This window comes from Achromobacter sp. RW408 (genome assembly GCF_003184165.1).
Taxonomy (GTDB): domain Bacteria; phylum Pseudomonadota; class Gammaproteobacteria; order Burkholderiales; family Burkholderiaceae_B; genus Achromobacter; species Achromobacter xylosoxidans.
In genome coordinates, this window is record NZ_QHHO01000012.1 from 31,058 (window position 1) to 49,539 (window position 18,482).

The window sequence follows — 18,482 nt, forward strand, 5'->3', positions numbered from 1 at the left end:
TCGGGGATGCCACCAGTCTACTCCCGCGGCGTACCGAGCCAGGCCGTGGCCTTGGCCTCGCTTTCCGTGGCGCCGCTGGCGCGCAGCAGCAGGAAGCCCACCACCGCCGAGGCCAGTGAACCGGTCAGCACGCCGATCTTGGTGGCATCGACCGCGGCCGGATCGGTGAACGCCAGCGCGCCGATGAACAGGCTCATCGTGAAGCCGATGCCGCACAGCAGGGCCACGCCATACAGCTGCGTGAAACTGGCATGGCGCGGCAGGCTGGCGATGCCGGACCGGATGGCCAGCCAGGCGAAACCGAACACGCCCAGCTGCTTGCCCAGGAACAGGCCCAGCGCCACGCCCAGCGGCACGGGTTGCGCCAGGCTGGACAGCCCCATGCCCGCGAATGACACGCCGGCATTGGCGAAGCCGAACAGCGGCACGATCAGCAGGGCCACGGGCTTGTGCAGCGCGTGTTCCAGCGCGTGCAGCGGCGAATGCGCGCCCGCGTGGCCCTGGTTCTGCGGGCGCAGCGGGATGGTCAGGGCCAACGCGACGCCGGCCAGCGTGGCGTGCACGCCGGACTTCAGCACGAAATACCAGAGCACCACGCCGATCAGCAGATAGGGCGCCAGGCGCAGCACGCCCGCCCGGTTCAGGCAGACCAGGCAGGCCAGCAACGCGCCGGCCATGGCCAGCGCGAACAGGTTCAGCTCGGACGTGTAGAACAGCGCGATGATGACGATGGCGCCCAGGTCGTCCAGGATCGCCAGCGCTGTGAGGAACACCTTCAGGGAGGTCGGCACGCGGCTGCCGAGCAGGGCCAGGATGCCGAGGGCGAAGGCGATGTCGGTGGCGGCTGGGATGGCCCAGCCGCGCAGCGTGTCGGGGCTGCCCAGGTTGATCAGGACGTAGATGAGGGCGGGCATCGCCATGCCGCCCAGGGCGGCGATGCCCGGCAGCACGATGCGGGCCGCCCCGCGCAACTGGCCGTCCAGCACTTCGCGCTTGATCTCCAGCCCGACCAGCAGGAAGAACACCGCCATCAGGCCGTCGTTGATCCAGTGCAGCACCGATTCCTTGAGTATCACCGGGCCGGCCTGGAAGCCCAGCTTGGCCCCGAGCGCTTCGAAATAGTAAGGGGCGAGCGGACTATTGGCGATGACCAGGGCGACCACGGCGGCCAGCATCAGGACATAGCCGCCAAGGGCTTCGGAGCGGAGGAACGCCTGCAGGAAAGAAACGGGCCGGGACGGGGGCGGGGCCTGCAGGGTCAATATTCGCTCCTTGATTGCTGCGGTGCAGCGTAACGCTGGGAAAGTTGAATATTACCTGAATTGTGCTTATTCTCTGACGGAGAAGGCCTTGATTTACATAGGATTTGGATGGATTCGATCGTCGCCGGCCTGACCGTTCTGCACCGCGGCCGCCCGTCTCAATGCCACAGCAGCGCGTTCATGGCTTCGACCAGCCGATTGCGGTAACGCGGCAGCAGCGCCTGGACGCGGGCCTGGCGTTCGGCCCATCCGGCCGGCTCGGCGCCGGCCGCGATACGCGGGGCCGCCCAGATCGGATCCGGAAAGTGGCGGTCGCCACGCCAGCGCGGAATGACGTGCCAGTGCAGGTGCGGCACCATGTTGCCGAGCGATGCCAGGTTGATTTTGTCGGGCGCCAGGATCGCTTGCTGCGTTTCCTCCACCACGTACACGGCGCGCATCAGCAGATCGCGGCCATGGGTCGACAGGCTGGTCATTTCCGCCAGGTGCGCATTCCAGACCACGCGGGTGAAGCCTGGGTAGTCGGGATCATCGACTTCGATCAGGCGCAGGTGCGGTCCCCGCCACAGCAGTGTGCCGCCATCGGTCTGGCACAGCGGACAGTCCGGATCGCGCGCGCTCACGGCAGCACCTTGCGGTATTGGACGAAGCCGGAGCGGTCGGCAATGCGGTCGTACAGCTGCATGGCGGTGGCGTTGGTCTCGTGGGTCAGCCAGTACACGCGGGCGCAGTTGGCGGCGGTGGCCTGCGCATAGACGTGTTCGATGAGCTTGCGACCGGCGCCGGTGCCGCGGGTGTCCGGTTCCACGTACAGGTCCTGCAGATAGCAGTAGTCGCCCGCGGTCCAGGTGGAGCGGTGGAAAATCCAGTGCACCATGCCGACGGCCTTGCCGCTGTCATAGGCCAGGGCGGCGTGCACCGGTTCGGCCGGGTCGAGGAAGCGGGCCCAGGTGTTGCGGGTGACGGCGTCGGCGATGTCGACGCGGTAGAAGTCCTGGTAACCCTTCCACAGGGGCAGCCAGACGTCAAAATCGGCGGCGACGACGGGGCGGATTTCGGCGGAGCTCATGGCGCGTGGCCTCCTTGGGGTCAGAGTTGGTTTTCCAGGGTTTCGACGATGTGCCGCAGCACCTGCAGGCGAGCGTAGCGCTTGTCGTTGGCCGACACCAGATGCCACGGGGCATGCTTGACGTCGGTGCGGGCCAGCATCTCGTTGGTGGCTGCCGCGTATTCCTTCCACTTGTCGCGGTTGCGCCAGTCGTCGGGGGTGATCTTGAAGTTCTTGAACGGCGATTTCTCGCGGTCCTTGAAGCGTTCGAGCTGCACGTCGGCGGTGATCGCCAGCCAGAACTTCAGCACCAGCGCGCCGCTGCCCGCCAGTTGCGCCTCGAAGTCGTTGATTTCGGCGTAGGCGCGGCGCCAGTGCGCCGGCGGGGTGATCTTCTCGACCCGTTCGACCAGCACCCGGCCATACCAGGAGCGGTCGAAGATGGCGATGCGGCCGCGCCGCGGCACGTGGCGCCAGAAGCGCCACAGGTAGGGGCGCGACAGCTCGTAGCTGTTGGGCGCGGCCACCGGCGTGATGTCGAACTGGCGCGCGTCCAGCGCATGGGTGATGCGGCGGATGGCGCCGCCCTTGCCGGCCGCGTCCTGGCCCTCGAACACCAATACCAGCGAGCGTTCCTGGAACTTCTTCGAGCGCGCCGCGCGCGCCAGCCGGCCTTGCAGCAGGCCAAGCTCGGACTCGTAGTCTTCACGGTCGAGCTTGGCGTCATAGTCCAGCTGGCTGAGCCGGTCGAGAATGCGGGCCGGGCCGGTATGGGCCACGAACGTTGGCGGAATGCGCGGCACGGTCTGCTGGCGCATGGCGGCCAGGACCGCCTCGGCGGTGCGCGCGGCGCGCATGTTCTCGTCGGCGCTGGGAATCACCACCCACGGCGCATGGCCGCTGTCGGTGTGGTTGATGACGACCTGGCCGCTGTTGCGGATGCGGTCGTACTTCTTGTACACCTTGAGATCGACCGGGCTGACCTGCCACGAGGTTTCGGGACTGGCCAGCAGGCGCCTGGCGCGCGCCCGCTGGGCGTCGGACGACAGGTGGAACCAGAGCTTGAGTATTTGCACGCCCTCGGCCGCCAGCATGGCCTCGAAGCGCCGGATGGCGACAGATTGCGCCTCGATGTTGTCCTGGTTGGGTTTCTTGCGCGCGGCTTCGCGGATCAGCGGCGTGTACCAGGAACCGAAGACGATGCCCGTGCTGCCCTTGGGCGGCAGGTCTTTCCAGTAGCGCCACATCGGCGGGCGTTCCAGTTCATCGCCTTCCGGCGGACCATAGGCCAGCGTCCTGATGTGGCGCGGGTCCATCCACTCGTTGAGCAGGTTGACCGTGGCGCCCTTGCCGGCGCCATCGATGCCGGCCACCACCACCAGCAGGGATTTCTCGGCCTTCTGCAGGCGCTGGTACTGCGCATTGAGCAGCGCGACGCGCAGCTTGGCCTCCAGCGGCTTGAAGGCTTCCTTGGACAGGACGGGGTCGGCTTCGGCTTCGGCGAACATGGGAGGTTCCGTCGGATCGGCAATCTTGTGACCGGCCGATCTTGCGGGATATCCCGGCGGCGCGCAAGTGCGCGCCCGGCCGTGCCGCCGCGGACGTCGGCTAGAGCGCGTCGACGGGGATCTTGAGGTAGCGCACGCCGTTGTCCTCGGCCGGCGGGAAATGGCCCGCGCGGATATTGACCTGGATGGCGGGCAGGATCAGGGTCGGCATGGACAGGGTGGCGTCGCGCCGGGTGCGCATGGCGACGAAGTCGTCTTCGCCGATGCCGTCGCGCACGTGGATGTTGGCGCGGCGCTGCTCGGCCACCGTGGTCTGCCAGGCGGCCTCGCGCCCGGCGGGCGGATAGTCATGGCACATGTATAGGCGGGTGTCGCCGGGCAGGTCCAGCAGGCGCCGGATGGAACGGTACAACTGATGGGCATCGCCGCCGGGGAAGTCGCAGCGCGCGGTGCCGACGTCCGGCATGAACAGCGTGTCGCCGACGAAGACGGCGTCGCCGATGCGGTAGGCCATGTCGGCCGGCGTGTGGCCGGGTACGTGCATGGCGCTGGCGGTGAGGGCGCCGATCCTGAAGGTTTCGCCATCGGCGAACAGGCGGCCGAATTGCGAACCGTCGAGTTGGAATTGGGGTTCGAGGTTGAAGATCTTCTTGAATACGCCCTGCACGGTGCGGATGCTCTGGCCGATGGCGATGACGCCGCCCAGCTCGCGCTGCAGATAGGGGGCGGCCGACAGGTGGTCGGCATGGGCGTGGGTTTCCAGCAGCCATTCGGTGCGCAGTCCGTGTTCGCGCACATAGGCGATGACGCGGTCGGCGCTGGCGGTGGTGGTGCGGCCGGACTTGGGGTCGTAGTCCAGCACCGAATCGATGATGGCACAGGCGCCGCCCGCCACGGGCTCGTGGACCACGTAGGTGACGGTGGCGGTGACCGGGTCGAAGAAGGCCTGGATATGCGGGTTCATGAGAGGGGGGCCGGGAGCAAAGGAGGGGCGCAGAACAATATATATTTTTCAATAATATTGTTGGATAGTTTATCCGTCAATATAATGATCAAACTCTTTCCCGCCGATTGATCCCCATCAAATGCTGACTGCCCTGAACGATTGCGAAGTCGCCGCGCTGCGCGAATCCGCCTCCCAGGCCTGCGCGCTGCTCAAGGCGCTGGCCAACGAAGACCGGCTGCTGCTGCTGTGCCAACTGGTGCAGGGCGAGCGCAACGTCGGTGAACTGGAATCCCTGACCGGCATCCGCCAGCCGACGCTGTCGCAGCAGTTGGGCGTGCTGCGCGACGAAGGCCTGGTGAGCACGCGGCGCCAGGGCAAGTACGTGTATTACCAACTGGCCAGCTTCGAGGTCAACCAGGTCATGAAGACGCTGTCGAGCCTGTATTGCGGTCGGACCATGGCGGCGCTCACGTCATGATCGACCTGTCCGCCTTTACTCCCGCAAGCGCGCTTGCCGGCGGCGTGGTCATTGGCGTGGCCGCCGTTCTCATGATGCTGGGCGCGGGCCGCATCGCAGGCATCAGCGGCATCCTCGGCGGGCTGTTGCCGCCTGATCGAAATGCCGGCTGGCGCCTGGCGTTCCTGCTGGGCCTGTGCCTGTCGCCCTGGCTGTATCGGTTGGGCAGCGCGCTGCCGCCGATCGTGGTGGAGGCGGGCAATGCGCGGCTGATCGCGGCTGGCCTGTTGGTCGGCATCGGCACGCGTTACGCGTCGGGGTGCACCAGCGGCCACGGCGTCTGCGGGCTGGCGCGCGGCTCGCGCCGTTCCCTGGCGGCGACGGCGCTCTTCATGGCGGCGGGGTTTGCCACCGTGTATGTCGCGCGGCACCTGATGGGAGGCTGACATGGTGGCCTTGTTCGCGTTTCTCTCGGGATTGGTGTTCGGGCTGGGATTGCTCGTTTCCGGCATGGCCAATCCCGCCAAGGTGTTGGGCTTCCTGGACCTGGCGGGAAGCTGGGACCCTTCGCTGGCGTTGGTGATGGGCGGTGCGCTGGCCGTGACGGCAGCGGGCTTTGCCTGGTTGCGCCGTCGTCGTGCCAGCCTGTCCGGCGAGCCGCTGCATTGGCCCACGGCCACGCGTATCGATCCGCGGCTGGCGTTCGGCAGCCTGGCGTTCGGCGCGGGCTGGGGGCTGGCGGGTTTCTGCCCCGGCCCGGCGCTGGTGGCGGCGGCGGCCGGCGTGCCGGAGGCCCTGATCTTCGTGGCGGCCATGGTGGCCGGCATGGCGCTGTACTCGGCAATTCAATACATGACGAACCGGCCACCCCGGACCGGTCGATAGCAGGGAGACAAGCATGCAGACGGCAGCACAGGCGCAGCGCGATTTCGATGTGGTGGTGGTCGGGGGCGGTTCAGCGGGCATCGGCGTGACCGCCAGCCTGCTGCGGCGGCGCCCGGACCTGCGCATCGCGGTCATCGAGCCCAGCGACAAGCACTACTATCAGCCGGCCTGGACGCTGGTCGGCGGTGGCGCGTTCGATGTGGCCAAGACCGTGCGGCCGACAAGGGCGGTGATGCCGGGCCGCGCTACCTGGCTGCAGGCCGCGGCGGCCGGTTTCGAACCCGAGGCCAATCAGGTCCGGCTGGCGGATGGAAGCGCCGTCAGCTATCAGCAATTGATCGTGTGTCCGGGCCTGCGCCTGGCCTGGGACAAGGTCGAGGGCCTGTCGGAAACGCTGGGCCGCAATGGCGTCAGTTCCAACTACCGCTTCGACCTGGCGCCCTACACCTGGGAACTGGTGCGCGGCCTGAAAGGCGGCAAGGCGCTGTTCACGCAGCCGGCCATGCCGATCAAGTGCGCCGGCGCGCCGCAGAAGGCGATGTACCTGGCGTGCGACCACTGGCGCCGCAGCGGCGTGCTGGATCGCATCGATGTCGAATTCGACCTGGCCGGCGCGGTGCTGTTCGGCGTGCCGACCTTCGTGCCGCCGCTGATGCGCTATGTGGAAAGCTACGGCATTTCGCTGGCGTTCAATTCGGCGCTGGTGGCGGTGGACGGCCCGGCGCGCAAGGCCTGGTTCGACGTCAAGGACGCCGAGGGGGCGGTGACCCGTGTCGAGAAGTCATTCGACATGCTGCACGCGGTGCCGCCGCAGGTGCCGCACGAATTTCTGCGCCACAGCGCGCTGGCGGATGCGGCGGGCTGGTGCGAGGTCGACCCGGCCACGCTGCGCCATGTGCGCTACGACAATATCTTCGGGCTGGGCGATGGCATCAGCACCACCAACGCCAAGACCGCGGCGGCGGCGCGCAAGCAGATCGTCACGGTGGCCGAGAACCTGCTGGCGGTGCGCGAAGGGCATGCGCTGCCGGTCACGTACGACGGCTACGGCTCGTGCCCGCTGACGGTCGAGCGCGGCCGCATCGTGCTGGCCGAGTTCGGCTATGGCGGCAAGCTGCTGCCCACGTTCCCGCTGGACCCGACCGTGCCGCGCAAGAGCGCCTGGTTCCTGAAGGCGACGATGCTGCCGTGGATCTACTGGAACGGCATGCTCAAGGGCCGCGAGTGGCTGGCCCGCCCGCTGGGCAATTGAATCCGCCGCGGCATCGAAAGAGGCGGTGCCGCGCCCGGGCTTTGCCGGTCCCGGGCGCGCGCCTTTCTTCTTCTTATCCTTGTTATTCGTAGGTGCGGATGTCGTCGATGACCTTGCCGTCGTTTGGCAGGGAGCCGGCCTCGGCCCATTCGACGTCGCTGCGCAGCTTGGTCACGTCGCGCACCGATTCGGCGATGCGGGCGCCCAGGTCTTCGCCGCGCACGCGTGATTCCACGCGCAGCACCATCTTGTCCGAACCGGTGGTGCCGCTGATCACCAGGCGTGCCCGCAGGATTTCCGGATGGCGGCGCACCACGTCGGCCACCTGCGAGGGATGCACGAACATGCCGCGCACCTTCGTCGTCTGGTCGGCGCGTCCCATCCAGCCCTTGATGCGGGTGTTGGTGCGGCCGCAGGGCGAGATGCCCGGCATCACCGCCGACAGGTCGCCGGTGCCGAAGCGCACCAGCGGGTAGTCGGGGTTCAGCGTGGTGACCACGACTTCGCCCACTTCGCCATCGGGCACCGGTTCGCCGGTGCCGGGGCGCACGATCTCGACGATGATGTCCTCGCCCAGCACCAGGCCCTGGCGCGCCGGCGTCTCGAAAGCGATCATGCCCAGGTCGGCGCTGCCGTAGGCCTGGTAGCCCTCGATGCCGCGCGCGGCCAGCCAGTCGCGCAGCGACGGCGGGAAGGCTTCGCCGGACACCAGGGCGCGGCGCAGCGAATCCAGTTTCACGCCGAGCTCGTCGGCCTTTTCCAGGATGATCTTCAGGAAGCTGGGGGTGCCGGTGTAGCCGCTGGGCGCCAGGTCCTGGATGGCGCGCACCTGCTGTTCGGTCTGGCCCGTGCCGCCAGGAAACACGGTGCAGCCGACGGCATGGGCGGCGGTTTCCATCATCGAGCCGGCCGGCGTGAAGTGGTAGGAGAAGCAGTTGTAGGCCAGCTCGCCGGCGCGAAAGCCCGCGGCGTACAGCGCGCGGGCAAAGCGCCAGTAGTCGGCGCGGGCGCTTTCGGGTTCGTAGATCGGGCCGGGCGAGGCGAACACGCGCATGGCTTCGCCCCAGCCGATGGCCGAGAAGCCGCCGAAGGCCTTTTGCGGTCCGGCCGGTTGCGCGGCCTGTTCGCGGCAGTGCTGCTGGCGTTCCAGCAGCTCGTGCTTGCGCAGCACCGGCAGGCGCGCCAGCGCGGCGCGCGAGGTGACCGTGGCGGGGTCGATGCCGCGCAGCTGCTCGGCAATGGCCGGCGCGCGGGCGATGGCGCGGGCGATGGCGCCGGGCAGGGCCGCCATCAGGTCGCGCTCGCGTTGCTCGGGCGCTCGGGTTTCCAGGACATCGAAAAACTCGGACATGGGATAGCACCCTCTCGTGTGCCGTACTGCGGTGTCGTTGCCGGCGGCGAGCCGGACCGCGCCGGCGTCGCCGCTCCAGGGATCAGGCCAGCCAGCGTTTGCGGCGGCGGTAGAACTTGTTGTCGCGGAAACTCTTGCGCTCGCCGCTGGAAATGCCCAGGTAGAACTCTTTCACGTCCTCGTTCTGGGCCAGGTCCTGCGCCGCGCCGTCCATCATCACGCGGCCGTTCTCCAGGATGTAGCCGTAGTCGGCGTAGCGCAGCGCGATGTTGGTGTTCTGTTCGGCCAGCAGGAAGCTGACGCGCTCGCGCTGGTTCAGGTCGCGCACGATCTCGAAGATCTCCTCGACGATCTGCGGCGCCAGTCCCATGGACGGCTCGTCCAGCAGGATCATGTTGGGGTTGGCCATCAACGCGCGGCCGATGGCGGTCATCTGTTGTTCGCCGCCCGAGGTGTAGCCGGCCTGGCTGGATCGGCGCTGCTTCAGGCGCGGGAAATACTGGTAGACGCGGTCCAGCGCCGCGCTGGTGTCGCCGCGGCCGAGGTCGCGGGTGTAGGCGCCCGTCAGCAGGTTCTCTTCGATGGTGAGGTGGGCGAAGCAATGGCGGCCCTCCATCACCTGAACCACGCCGCGCTTGACCAGTTCGGCCGGCGACAGCTTTTCGATGCGCTGGTCGCGGTACTGGATGTGGCCCTTGGTGACGTCGCCGCGCTCGCCCTTGAGCAGGTTCGAGATGGCGCGCAACGTGGTGGTCTTGCCGGCGCCGTTGGCGCCCAGCAGGGCCACGATCTTGCCTTCCGGCACCTGCAGGGACACGCCCTTGAGCACCAGGATGACGTGGTTGTAGATCACCTCGATGCCGTTCACATCGAGCAGCACCTTGGGGGTGTCGGCGGTAGTAGCGGTAGTGGTTGCTGCGGTCATGGCGGTTCCTGCGGCTTGGTGGCGGCCGACGCCCTGGGGCGCCGGCCGCCGGTTCACATCAGTTCTCGCAAGTGCGGGGCGTGATGTTCTTTTCCTTGGCGTACTTCGCCGCGGCTTCCTTCACCATCGGGTCCAGCAGGGCCTTGTCGGCCTGGTACCAGTCCGAGACGACCTTGAACTTGGCGCCGTCCCACTGCACGATGCGGGCCCAGTCGTCACCCTTGTGGTTGCTGCAAGAGGTCTTGACCGGACGCATGATCTGGCCGAAGCCGAGCTGGTTCAGGCGTTCCTGCGTCAGGTTCAGGTTCTCGAAGCCCCAGCGCACCTGGTCGGGCGTGAGCGCCTTGCCCTTGCCGAACTTCTCCTGCGCGGTGCGGATCGCCTCGACCTGCAGCATCGAGATCATCATGCCGCGGGTGTGGGCGATGGTGCCGAGCGTGGTCTTGCCCGTCTTGTCCGAACCCTGGCCCTTGTCGTAGACGTACTTCTTCAGATCGTCATAGACCTTGTCGTGGTCGGCGCCGCTGTTGTGGATGGTGATGGCGTTGTAGCCCTTGGCGACATCGCCCAGGTCCTTGACGTCGCCTTCGGAGCCGGCCCACCAGATCGCGTACATCTTGTCGCGCGGGTAGCCGCTGGCCTGGGCTTCGCGGATGGCGGTGGGCGTCATGATGCCGGCGCTCCACAGCAGCACGTAGGCCGGACGCGCCTGGCGGATCTGCAGCCAGGTGGACTTCTGTTCCACGCCGGGGGCGGTCACCGGATACAGCAGCAGTTCGAAGCCTTCCTTGGCGGCGCGCTTCTGCAGCAGCGGGATCGGTTCCTTGCCGTAGGGCGAGTCGTGGTAGACCAGGGCGATCTTCTTGCCCTTGAGCTTATCCATGCCGCCTTCTTTCTTGGCAATGTCCTGGATCATCACGTCGGCGGCGGTCCAGTAGGTGCCCAGCAGCGGGAAGTTCCACTCGAACACGCTGCCGTCGACCGATTGCGACAGGCCGTAGCCCATCGTCTCGACCGGCACCTTGTCGACCATGGCCTTGTCGCTGACCGCGAAGGTGATGCCGGTCGATTGCGTGTCGAAGCCCGATGCGCCGGTGCCCTTGCCCTTCAGGCGCTCGTAGCACTCCACGCCGCGGTCGGTGGCGTAGGCGGTTTCGCATTCCTCGTAGGTGATCTTGACGCCGTTGACGCCGCCGTCGCGCTCATTGACCAGCTTCAGGTAGTCCAGCTTGCCGTCGGCCCAGGGAATGCCCAGCGGCGCGAACGACCCGGTCCGGTACACCAGCAACGGAACGAACTGCTCTTCCGCCGCCATTGCCGGCGTGGCCACGGCGCCGATGGCGCCGGCTGCGGCCACCAAGGCTGCCGCCAACTTCAGGTTAAGACGCTTCATCTCCATTTACCTCCTGCGTGGTGTTTGGGTCATAAACCCTCGGACACCGGGGTTGGCCCGGTCTGGAGCCGGGTATTCAGGACGTCGGTCGTGGCGCGCATACCGCTACTACCGACGATGATCACAACGGGAGCCGCACCATCCGGGCCGCGGCGGATCCGGCTTTGCCGGTCCCCTGCGGCGCCCCCTTGAGGGGGAAGCGCCGCAGGCGCTTCGGGGGTGGGCCCATCATTAGTGGGGGAACGGCCAGATGCGAAGTTTCTCCTTGCCGATGCTCCACAACCGCGCCAGCCCGTGCGGCTCGGCGATCAGGAAGAACACGATCAGCGCGCCGAACACCATGTGTTCGACGTGCGCGGCGGTGTCCACCGACAGCGACAGGCCCAGCATGTGCGGCACGTTGGTCAGCGCCACCGGCACCAGCACGATGAAGGCCGCGCCGAAGAAGCTGCCGATGATGGAGCCCAGGCCGCCGATGATGACCATGAACAGCAGCTGGAACGATCGCGTCAGGTCGAAGGCCAGCGGCTCCCACGAACCCAGGTGGATGTAGCCCCACAGCGCGCCGGCCACGCCGACGATGAACGAGCTGACCGCGAACGCGGTGAGCTTGGCGTACATCGGGCGGATGCCGATGACCGAGGCGGCCACGTCCATGTCGCGGATCGCCATCCACTGGCGGCCGATGGCGCCGCGCACCAGGTTCTTGGCCAGCAGGCTGAAGACCACCACCAGGATCAGCACGAACAGGTACTTTTCCAGTGCGCTCTGCACCGGCAGCCCGAAGGCGGTCAGCGGCGGCACCGAGACGTTGCCCGACGAAGAGTAGTTGGTGAAGAACGGAATGCGCAGGAACGCCCAGTCGACGAAGAACTGCGCCGCCAGCGTGGCCACGGCCAGGTACAGGCCGCGGATGCGCAGGCTGGGAATGCCGAAGATGACGCCGACGATGGTGGCAAAGCACCCGCCCAGCAGGATCTGGACGATCAGCGGCATGCCCGGGAAGCGCACGCCGAAGTTCCAGGCGGCATACGCGCCCACCGCCATGAAGGCGCCCGTGCCCAGCGAGATCTGGCCGCAGTAGCCCACCAGGATGTTCAGGCCGACGGCGGCCAGCGACAGGATCAGGAACGGAATCAGGATGGCGCGCAGCAGGTAGTCGCTGGACAGCGCCGGGATGGCGATGAACGCCACCGCCAGCAGCAGCCAGATGAAGACGCGGTCCTGGCGGATCGGGAAGATCTGCTGGTCGGCGCGATAGCTGGTCTTGAATTGGCCGTTTTCGCGATAGAACATGTTTTTATCCCAGAGTGCCTGCGGTCAGACGCGGTCGATGATCTTCTCGCCGAACAGCCCTTGCGGACGGAACAGCAGGAACACCAGCGCCAGCACATAGGCGAACCAGATTTCGATGCCGCCGCCCACCAGCGACCCCAGGTAGACCTCGGACAGCTTTTCGCCCACGCCGATGATCAGGCCGCCGAGAATGGCGCCCGGCACCGAGGTCAGGCCGCCCAGGATCACCACCGGCAGCGCCCGCAGCGCCGCGGTCGAGAGCGTGAACTGCACGCCGAACTTGGAGCCCCAGATGATGCCGGCCACCAGCGCCACCAGGCCGGCGACGCTCCAGACGATGACCCAGATGCGGTTCAGCGGAATGCCGATGGACTGCGCCGCCTGGTGGTCGTCCGCCACCGCGCGCAGGGCGCGGCCGGTGGAGGTGAACTGGAAGAACAGCGCCAGCGCCGCCACCAGCAGTGCGGCGATGACGGCGGCGGTCAGGTCTTCGAGGTTGATGAGCAGGCCGCCTTCGAACACCGAGTCCAGGATCATCAACGGGTCTTTCGGCATGCCGACATTGATGGAATAGACCGAGCTGCCGAACGCGATCTGGCCCAGGCCGTCAAGGAAATAACTGATGCCCAGCGTGGCCATGAGCAGCGTGGTGGCTTCCTGGTTGACCAGGTGGCGCAGCACGAAACGCTCGATCGCCACCGCCAGCAGGAACATCACGATGGCGCTGACGATGAACGCCAGCACGTTGGCCAGGAGCATGTTTTCGAAGCCGAACCAGCGCGGTAGCCACTCCGAGAAGCGCGCCATCGACAACGCCGCCACCAGCACCATGGCGCCCTGGGCGAAGTTGAACACGCCCGACGCCTTGAAGATCAGCACGAAGCCCAGGCCGATCAGGGCGTACAGCATGCCGCTCATCAGGCCGCCGAACAAGGTTTCCAGAAAAAATCCCATCATTCGCCCCTTAAGTCCGTGCAGCCAGTGAGTTTTCTCCCTCCCCCTCGGGGGGAGGGTTAGGGGCGGGGGCTGTTGCCTGCGCTTCGGCGTCCTTGGTGACGGCGGCTTCGCCGCCGACGCCAAGGTACGCTCGGATGACGTCTTCGTTGGCGCGCACCTCATCGGGCTTGCCGTCGCCGATCTTCTTGCCGTAGTCCAGCACCACCACGCGGTCGGAGATGTCCATGACCACGCCCATGTCGTGCTCGATCAGCACGATGGTGGTGCCGAATTCGTCGTTCACATCGAGAATGAAGCGGCTCATGTCCTGCTTCTCCTCGATGTTCATGCCGGCCATCGGCTCGTCCAGCAGCAGCAGGCGCGGCTCCATGGCCAGCGCGCGGCCCAGGTCGACGCGCTTTTGCAGGCCGTAGGGCAGGCGTCCCACCGGGGTCTTGCGGTAGGCCTGGATTTCGAGGAAGTCGATGATGTTCTCGACGAACTGGCGGTGCTCGATCTCTTCGCGCTCGGCCGCGCCCAGGCGGAAGGCCTGCGCCAGCAGCCCGCATTTCATGCGCAGGTTGCGGCCGGTCATGATGTTGTCCAGCACGCTCATGCCCTTGAACAGGGCCAGGTTCTGGAAAGTGCGGGCGATGCCCATTTCGGCGGCGCGGCGCGGATTCATGCGCGAGAAGCGCTCGCCGCGAAACTCGATGCCGCCCTGCTGCGGCGTGTAGACGCCGTTGATGACGTTCAGCATCGAACTCTTGCCCGCGCCGTTGGGGCCGATGATGGCGCGGATCTCGTGCTCGCGCACGTTGAAGGAAATGTCCGTCAGCGCCTTGACGCCGCCGAAGGACAGCGAGATGTTCTGCATGTCCAGCATCACGTCGCCGATGCGCTGGTCGCGGTCGTTGTTGCTCATGGTCTCTACGCGGCTCGGGCGGTGATGGCGGGGAACGTCTTGACCGGGCGGATCTTCAGGTCGGCGGCGATCTTGCCGCTGCGGCCGTCCTCGAACTTCACTTCGGTTTCGATGTACTGGGACTGCTTGCCTTCGAACAGGGCGTCGATCAGCACGCCATACTTCTGCGCGATGAAGGCGCGCCGCACTTTGCGGGTGCGCGTCAGTTCGTCGTCATCCGGATCCAGTTCCTTGTGCAGGATCAGGAAGCGGCTGATCTGCGAGGCCGACAGCTTCGGATCGGTGGCCAGGTCGGCATTGACCTGTTCGACGCAATCGGCGATGAGCTGGTAGACCTCGTCCTTGCCCGCCAGGTCGGTATAGCCGGCGTAGGGCAGGCCGCGGCGCTCGGCCCAGTTGCCCACGGCTTCCAGGTCGATGTTGATGAAGGCGCACACGTCCTGGCGGCCGGCGCCGAACGCCACCGCCTCCTTGATGTGCGGGAAGAACTTGAGCTTGTTCTCCAGGTACTTGGGCGCGAACAGGCTGCCGTCGGCCAGCTTGCCGACGTCCTTGGCGCGGTCGATGATCTTGAGCTGGCCGTCGGTGTCCAGGTAGCCCGCGTCGCCCGTGTGGAACCAGCCGTCGGCGCTGCGCGCTTCCTGCGTGGCGTCCGGGTTGCGGTAGTACTCCTTGAACAGGCCGGGGCTCTTGACCAGGATCTCGCCGTTGTCGGCCACGCGGATCTCCACGCCGGCCACCGGCGGGCCGACGGTGTCGTCGCGCACCTGGCCGTCCGGCTGCACGCAGACGAACACCGAGGTTTCGGTGGAACCGTACAGCTGCTTGAGGTTGATGCCGATGGAGCGGTAGAACACGAACAGGTCGGGGCCAATCGCCTCGCCGGCGGTGTAGGCCACTCGCACGCGGCTCATGCCCAGCGCATTGCGCAGCGGACCGTAGATCAGCACATTGCCCAGCGCGTAGCGCAGGCGGTCCCAGGCGTTGACGGATTCGCCGTCCAGGATGCGGGTGCCGACGCGGCGCGCCAGCTTCATGCAGGCATGGAACAGCTTGCGCTTGAGGTAGCCGGCGTCCTCCATGCGGATCATCACATGGGTCAGCAGGCCTTCCAGCACGCGCGGCGGCGCGAAGTAGTAGGTGGGGCCGATGTCGCGCATGTCGATCGACACGGTATCGGGCGACTCCGGATGGTTCACGGTGAAGCCCGTGACCAGCAGCTGCGTGTACGAGAACATGTTCTGCCCGATCCAGGCCGGCGGCAGGTAGGCCAGCACGTCCTCTCGGTCGGTCAGGTTCTCCATCTCGGACACGGCGCGGGCGCGGTCGATCAGCGCATGGTGCGTCAGCACCACCCCCTTGGGCTTGCCGGTGGTGCCGGAGGTATAGAACATCGCCGCCGCGTCTTGCGGCTGCACCGCGGCCACCGCGCGGGCGAAGAAGTCGGGATGCTGCGCGGCGTACTCGCGGCCGATCTCCTCGAGCCGGTCATAGGACAGCAGCATCGCATCGGAGTAGTGGCGCAGGCCGCGCGGATCGTCATAGACCACATGCTTGAGCGCGGGGCATTGCTCGCGCACTTCCAGCATCTTGTCGACCTGTTCCTGGTCCTCGACCACCGCGACGCTGATCTCGGCGTCCTGCAGCACGTAGACCATTTCCTGGGCCACGGCATCCTGGTAGAGCGGCACGGGGATGGCGCCGAGCGATTGCGCGGCCATCATGGCCATGTACAGGCGCGGGCGGTTCTCGCCGATCACGGCCACGTGCATGCCGGGCTGGATGCCCAGCGACGCGAGTCCGTGGGCGACCTGGCGCACGTGCTCCGCCACTTGCGACCAGGTAAGGGTTTGCCAGATACCCAGGTCTTTCTCACGTATGGCGGGCCGCGACCCGCGTACGTCGGCATGCGCGAACAGCAGCGCTGGAAAGGTGTCCAGCGCCGCCGGCATCTGTGCGGATGCGGGCGATGAATGTGCCACGTTGTCTCCTCCGGTTTGGGCGCATCGCGCCCGCTGCCGCGAGATGCGGCGCGCGGGAGGTTGCGCTTGACCAGTTGGTTTTAGATTTACGGCAGGAGTTAAGGTATAAGGTTGGGTTGCTACCAACTGTCACCATCGCGACATTCAAGGAACTTTTAGGGTATTCCCGATGCAGCTATCCGACTCCCTGCAACTGGCCGCGGCCTGGTTTCGCGTACTCGACGCCGAGCAGCAAGCGCGCGTCGAGCGAGACCTGTCCGTGCAGCAGGTTGCCGCCGGGTCGATCATAGAGCGCAAAGGCGAACTCGCCCAGGCTTGGATCGGTGTGCTGGCCGGCCTGGTGAAGGTGTCGGTGGGAAATGCCGAAGGCAAGGTTGCGTCGCTGACCGGCGTGCCCGCCGGCGGCTGGATTGGCGAAGGCTCGCTGCTCAAGCGTGAAGTCCGCAAGTACGACATCGTGGCGCTGCGCGATTCCGTCGTCGCCCGCCTGCCGGCCGCCACCTTCGACTGGCTGCTGGACACAAGCATCCCCTTCAACCGCTACCTGCTGCACCAGCTGAACGAGCGCGTCGCCCAGTTCATCGGCAAAGCCGAATACGACCGCCTGCTCGATCCGGACGCCCGGGTGGCGCGCTGCCTGGCCGAACTGTTCAATCCGCTGCTGTACCCGGGCATGGGCATGCGCCTGACCATCACGCAGGAAGAGGTCGGCTACCTGGCGCGGGTCTCGCGCCAGCGCGCCAACCAGGCGCTGCGCAAGCTGGAAGAGGCCGGGCTGCTGAACGTCGAGTATGGCGCCGTGCGGGTGCTGGACCTGGATGGCCTGAAGCTGTACGGCTCCGACCGCGGCGCGCTGGAAGGCCAACACGCCGCCTGAGTCGTGTGATTCGCTGCGGTTACAAAAGTCGGATGAAAAAGTGCTTGACGATAAATAGCGCGCTATTTAATATTGCGCAATGAAATCCAGATCCCAGCCCAAAAGCGCATTCAACCCGCTGCTGCTAGACAGCCAGCTGTGTTTCGCCCTGTACTCGACCTCGCTGGCGATGAACAAGGTGTACCGCAAGCTGCTGCGCGGCCTGGATCTGACGTACCCGCAGTACCTGGTCATGCTGGTGCTGTGGGAACGCGACGAAATCACGGTCACCGACATCGGCGAACGCCTGTTCCTGGACTCGGCCACCCTGACGCCGCTACTCAAGCGGCTGGAAGCGGCGGGCCTGGTTACCCGGACCCGCGCGCAGGATGACGAACGCCAGGTCATCGTCACCCTGACCCGGCAGGGCCGCGACCTGCGCAACCAGGCTGAAGCCGTGCCCCACGCCATCGCCGCAGCGGCCCAGTGTTCGCTGGAAGAGGCGCAGGGCACCATGAAGTCGTTGCACGAATTGCGGGAAAAGTTGGTCAGCAGTCTTTGATTCGCAGTCTTTGCGGAGGATGATGGCAATCGCTGTCATTCCCGGGTATAAATAGCGCACGATGTAATAGTGTGCTATCAAATCAGTAAGGGTCGAAGCGGGAACGGTCCCGCCAGCCCGGCAGTCCCTCACCTTCATCCAAAAGGAAAGCACCATGTCCATCGAAAAAGTCCTCTACCGCGCCCACGCCCACGTTACCGGCGGCCGTGAAGGCACCGGCGTCTCCAGCGACGGCAACCTGAACGTCAAGCTGACCACCCCGAAGGAACTGGGCGGCGCCGGCGCCGCGGGCACCAATCCCGAGCAACTGTTCGCCGTCGGCTATTCGGCCTGCTTCATGGGCGCCATGAAGTTCGTCGCCGGCCGCGACAAGATCGCCATGCCCGCCAACGCCACCATCGACGGCTCGGTCGGCATCGGCCCCATCCCCACCGGTTTCGGCATCGAAGCCGAGCTGAAGATCTCGCTGCCCGGCATGGACCGCGCCGAAGCCGAAAAGCTCGTCGCCGCCGCCCACATCGTCTGCCCCTACTCGAACGCCACCCGCGGCAACATCGACGTCACCCTGACCATCAACGTCTAAGCAAAGCGCGCGTTGCGCGCGCCAAAAGCAAAGGCAGGATTGCACCAAGCGCAATCCTGCCTTTTTTCATCCGCCCCACTCCAAGAGCAGGCGACCCGCCAAGCCGCTTCCTCCCAGCGCGCAGCGTCATCCGCCAACACACCAAGTCGCGTAAGCCCAAAAAGGCCGCCCGCGCGGCCGCCTTTGGGCGGGCCCTGCAAGATCTTCAGCGAGAACACCCACGGCAAAAGAACGCCAAGCACACGGCTCACCCCAGCAACGCCGGAACCAAAGCAATCGCGAGCACGGCGGGGCGGCGGGCGGTGGCGGGCGGGG

The 18,482-nt window shown here is 66.5% G+C and carries 19 protein-coding genes; 7 read left to right on the top strand and 12 right to left on the bottom strand.

Going from position 1 to position 18,482, the window contains the following annotated elements:
• Positions 1 to 17 precede the first annotated feature (17 nt).
• From nhaA to DK459_RS02040, 5 genes are all read right to left on the bottom strand, one after another.
• Entirely contained in the window at positions 18 to 1,262 is a 1,245-nt protein-coding gene (gene nhaA, locus DK459_RS02020; protein ID WP_024070686.1) for a Na+/H+ antiporter NhaA, read from the bottom strand.
• Positions 1,263 to 1,420: 158 nt separating this feature from the next.
• The gene (locus tag DK459_RS02025) at positions 1,421 to 1,885 is read right to left on the bottom strand and encodes an HIT family protein (RefSeq protein ID WP_024070685.1); all 465 of its coding nucleotides are present in this window, start codon (positions 1,883 to 1,885) and stop codon (positions 1,421 to 1,423) included.
• Positions 1,882 to 2,331 (bottom strand): GNAT family N-acetyltransferase, encoded by a 450-nt coding sequence (locus tag DK459_RS02030; RefSeq protein ID WP_024070684.1) that lies wholly within the window; start codon positions 2,329 to 2,331, stop codon positions 1,882 to 1,884. Before DK459_RS02030 ends, DK459_RS02025 begins: the two co-directional genes overlap by 4 nt.
• 20 nt (positions 2,332 to 2,351) lie before the next feature.
• Positions 2,352 to 3,818, bottom strand: a complete 1,467-nt coding sequence (pap, locus tag DK459_RS02035) for a polyphosphate:AMP phosphotransferase (protein WP_024070683.1) — start codon at positions 3,816 to 3,818, stop codon at positions 2,352 to 2,354.
• Positions 3,819 to 3,918: 100 nt separating this feature from the next.
• A complete protein-coding gene (locus DK459_RS02040) occupies positions 3,919 to 4,782 on the bottom strand; it encodes an MBL fold metallo-hydrolase (protein WP_006389824.1) in 864 nt (287 codons plus the stop codon).
• Positions 4,783 to 4,903: 121 nt separating this feature from the next.
• Here DK459_RS02040 and DK459_RS02045 point away from each other — a divergent pair, with 121 nt between their 5' ends.
• From DK459_RS02045 to DK459_RS02060, 4 genes are read left to right on the top strand one after another with little or no spacing between them, the layout of a single operon-like run.
• On the top strand, positions 4,904 to 5,242 hold the full coding sequence (locus DK459_RS02045) for a helix-turn-helix transcriptional regulator (RefSeq protein ID WP_024070682.1): 339 nt from the start codon (positions 4,904 to 4,906) through the stop codon (positions 5,240 to 5,242).
• Positions 5,239 to 5,667 carry a YeeE/YedE family protein gene (locus DK459_RS02050; RefSeq protein ID WP_020925950.1) on the top strand — a complete coding sequence of 143 codons (429 nt, stop codon included), beginning with the start codon at positions 5,239 to 5,241 and terminating at the stop codon, positions 5,665 to 5,667. Before DK459_RS02045 ends, DK459_RS02050 begins: the two co-directional genes overlap by 4 nt.
• A 1-nt stretch (position 5,668) precedes the next feature.
• On the top strand, positions 5,669 to 6,106 hold the full coding sequence (locus tag DK459_RS02055; protein WP_024070681.1) for a YeeE/YedE family protein: 438 nt from the start codon (positions 5,669 to 5,671) through the stop codon (positions 6,104 to 6,106).
• A 13-nt stretch (positions 6,107 to 6,119) separates the two neighbouring features.
• Positions 6,120 to 7,358 carry an FAD/NAD(P)-binding oxidoreductase gene (locus DK459_RS02060; protein ID WP_006389828.1) on the top strand — a complete coding sequence of 413 codons (1,239 nt, stop codon included), beginning with the start codon at positions 6,120 to 6,122 and terminating at the stop codon, positions 7,356 to 7,358.
• Between the two features lie 82 nt (positions 7,359 to 7,440).
• Here DK459_RS02060 and DK459_RS02065 read toward each other — a convergent pair whose 3' ends face one another.
• The 7 genes from DK459_RS02065 to DK459_RS02095 form a co-directional block, all read right to left on the bottom strand.
• Entirely contained in the window at positions 7,441 to 8,709 is a 1,269-nt protein-coding gene (locus DK459_RS02065) for a phenylacetate--CoA ligase family protein (RefSeq protein ID WP_024070680.1), read from the bottom strand.
• An 82-nt stretch (positions 8,710 to 8,791) separates the two neighbouring features.
• A complete protein-coding gene (locus DK459_RS02070) occupies positions 8,792 to 9,634 on the bottom strand; it encodes an ABC transporter ATP-binding protein (protein ID WP_024070679.1) in 843 nt (280 codons plus the stop codon).
• A gap of 58 nt (positions 9,635 to 9,692) precedes the next feature.
• A complete protein-coding gene (locus DK459_RS02075) occupies positions 9,693 to 11,033 on the bottom strand; it encodes an ABC transporter substrate-binding protein (RefSeq protein WP_006389831.1) in 1,341 nt (446 codons plus the stop codon).
• A 225-nt stretch (positions 11,034 to 11,258) separates the two neighbouring features.
• The gene (locus DK459_RS02080) at positions 11,259 to 12,323 is read right to left on the bottom strand and encodes a branched-chain amino acid ABC transporter permease (protein WP_006389832.1); all 1,065 of its coding nucleotides are present in this window, start codon (positions 12,321 to 12,323) and stop codon (positions 11,259 to 11,261) included.
• Positions 12,324 to 12,347: 24 nt separating this feature from the next.
• The gene (locus tag DK459_RS02085) at positions 12,348 to 13,277 is read right to left on the bottom strand and encodes a branched-chain amino acid ABC transporter permease (protein ID WP_054440922.1); all 930 of its coding nucleotides are present in this window, start codon (positions 13,275 to 13,277) and stop codon (positions 12,348 to 12,350) included.
• Positions 13,278 to 13,287: 10 nt separating this feature from the next.
• Positions 13,288 to 14,184 (bottom strand): ABC transporter ATP-binding protein, encoded by an 897-nt coding sequence (locus tag DK459_RS02090; RefSeq protein WP_020925956.1) that lies wholly within the window; start codon positions 14,182 to 14,184, stop codon positions 13,288 to 13,290.
• A 5-nt stretch (positions 14,185 to 14,189) separates the two neighbouring features.
• Positions 14,190 to 16,166, bottom strand: a complete 1,977-nt coding sequence (locus tag DK459_RS02095; RefSeq protein WP_054440814.1) for a long-chain fatty acid--CoA ligase — start codon at positions 16,164 to 16,166, stop codon at positions 14,190 to 14,192.
• A 169-nt stretch (positions 16,167 to 16,335) separates the two neighbouring features.
• On the opposite strand from DK459_RS02095, the gene DK459_RS02100 reads away from it, so the two are divergent.
• The 3 genes from DK459_RS02100 to DK459_RS02110 all read left to right on the top strand — a co-directional run bounded on the left by DK459_RS02100 (position 16,336) and on the right by DK459_RS02110 (position 18,167).
• A complete protein-coding gene (locus DK459_RS02100; RefSeq protein ID WP_054499572.1) occupies positions 16,336 to 17,043 on the top strand; it encodes a Crp/Fnr family transcriptional regulator in 708 nt (235 codons plus the stop codon).
• Positions 17,044 to 17,122: 79 nt separating this feature from the next.
• Entirely contained in the window at positions 17,123 to 17,584 is a 462-nt protein-coding gene (locus DK459_RS02105; RefSeq protein ID WP_020925958.1) for a MarR family winged helix-turn-helix transcriptional regulator, read from the top strand.
• Between the two features lie 154 nt (positions 17,585 to 17,738).
• Positions 17,739 to 18,167 carry an organic hydroperoxide resistance protein gene (locus DK459_RS02110; RefSeq protein WP_006389838.1) on the top strand — a complete coding sequence of 143 codons (429 nt, stop codon included), beginning with the start codon at positions 17,739 to 17,741 and terminating at the stop codon, positions 18,165 to 18,167.
• Positions 18,168 to 18,482 lie beyond the last annotated feature (315 nt).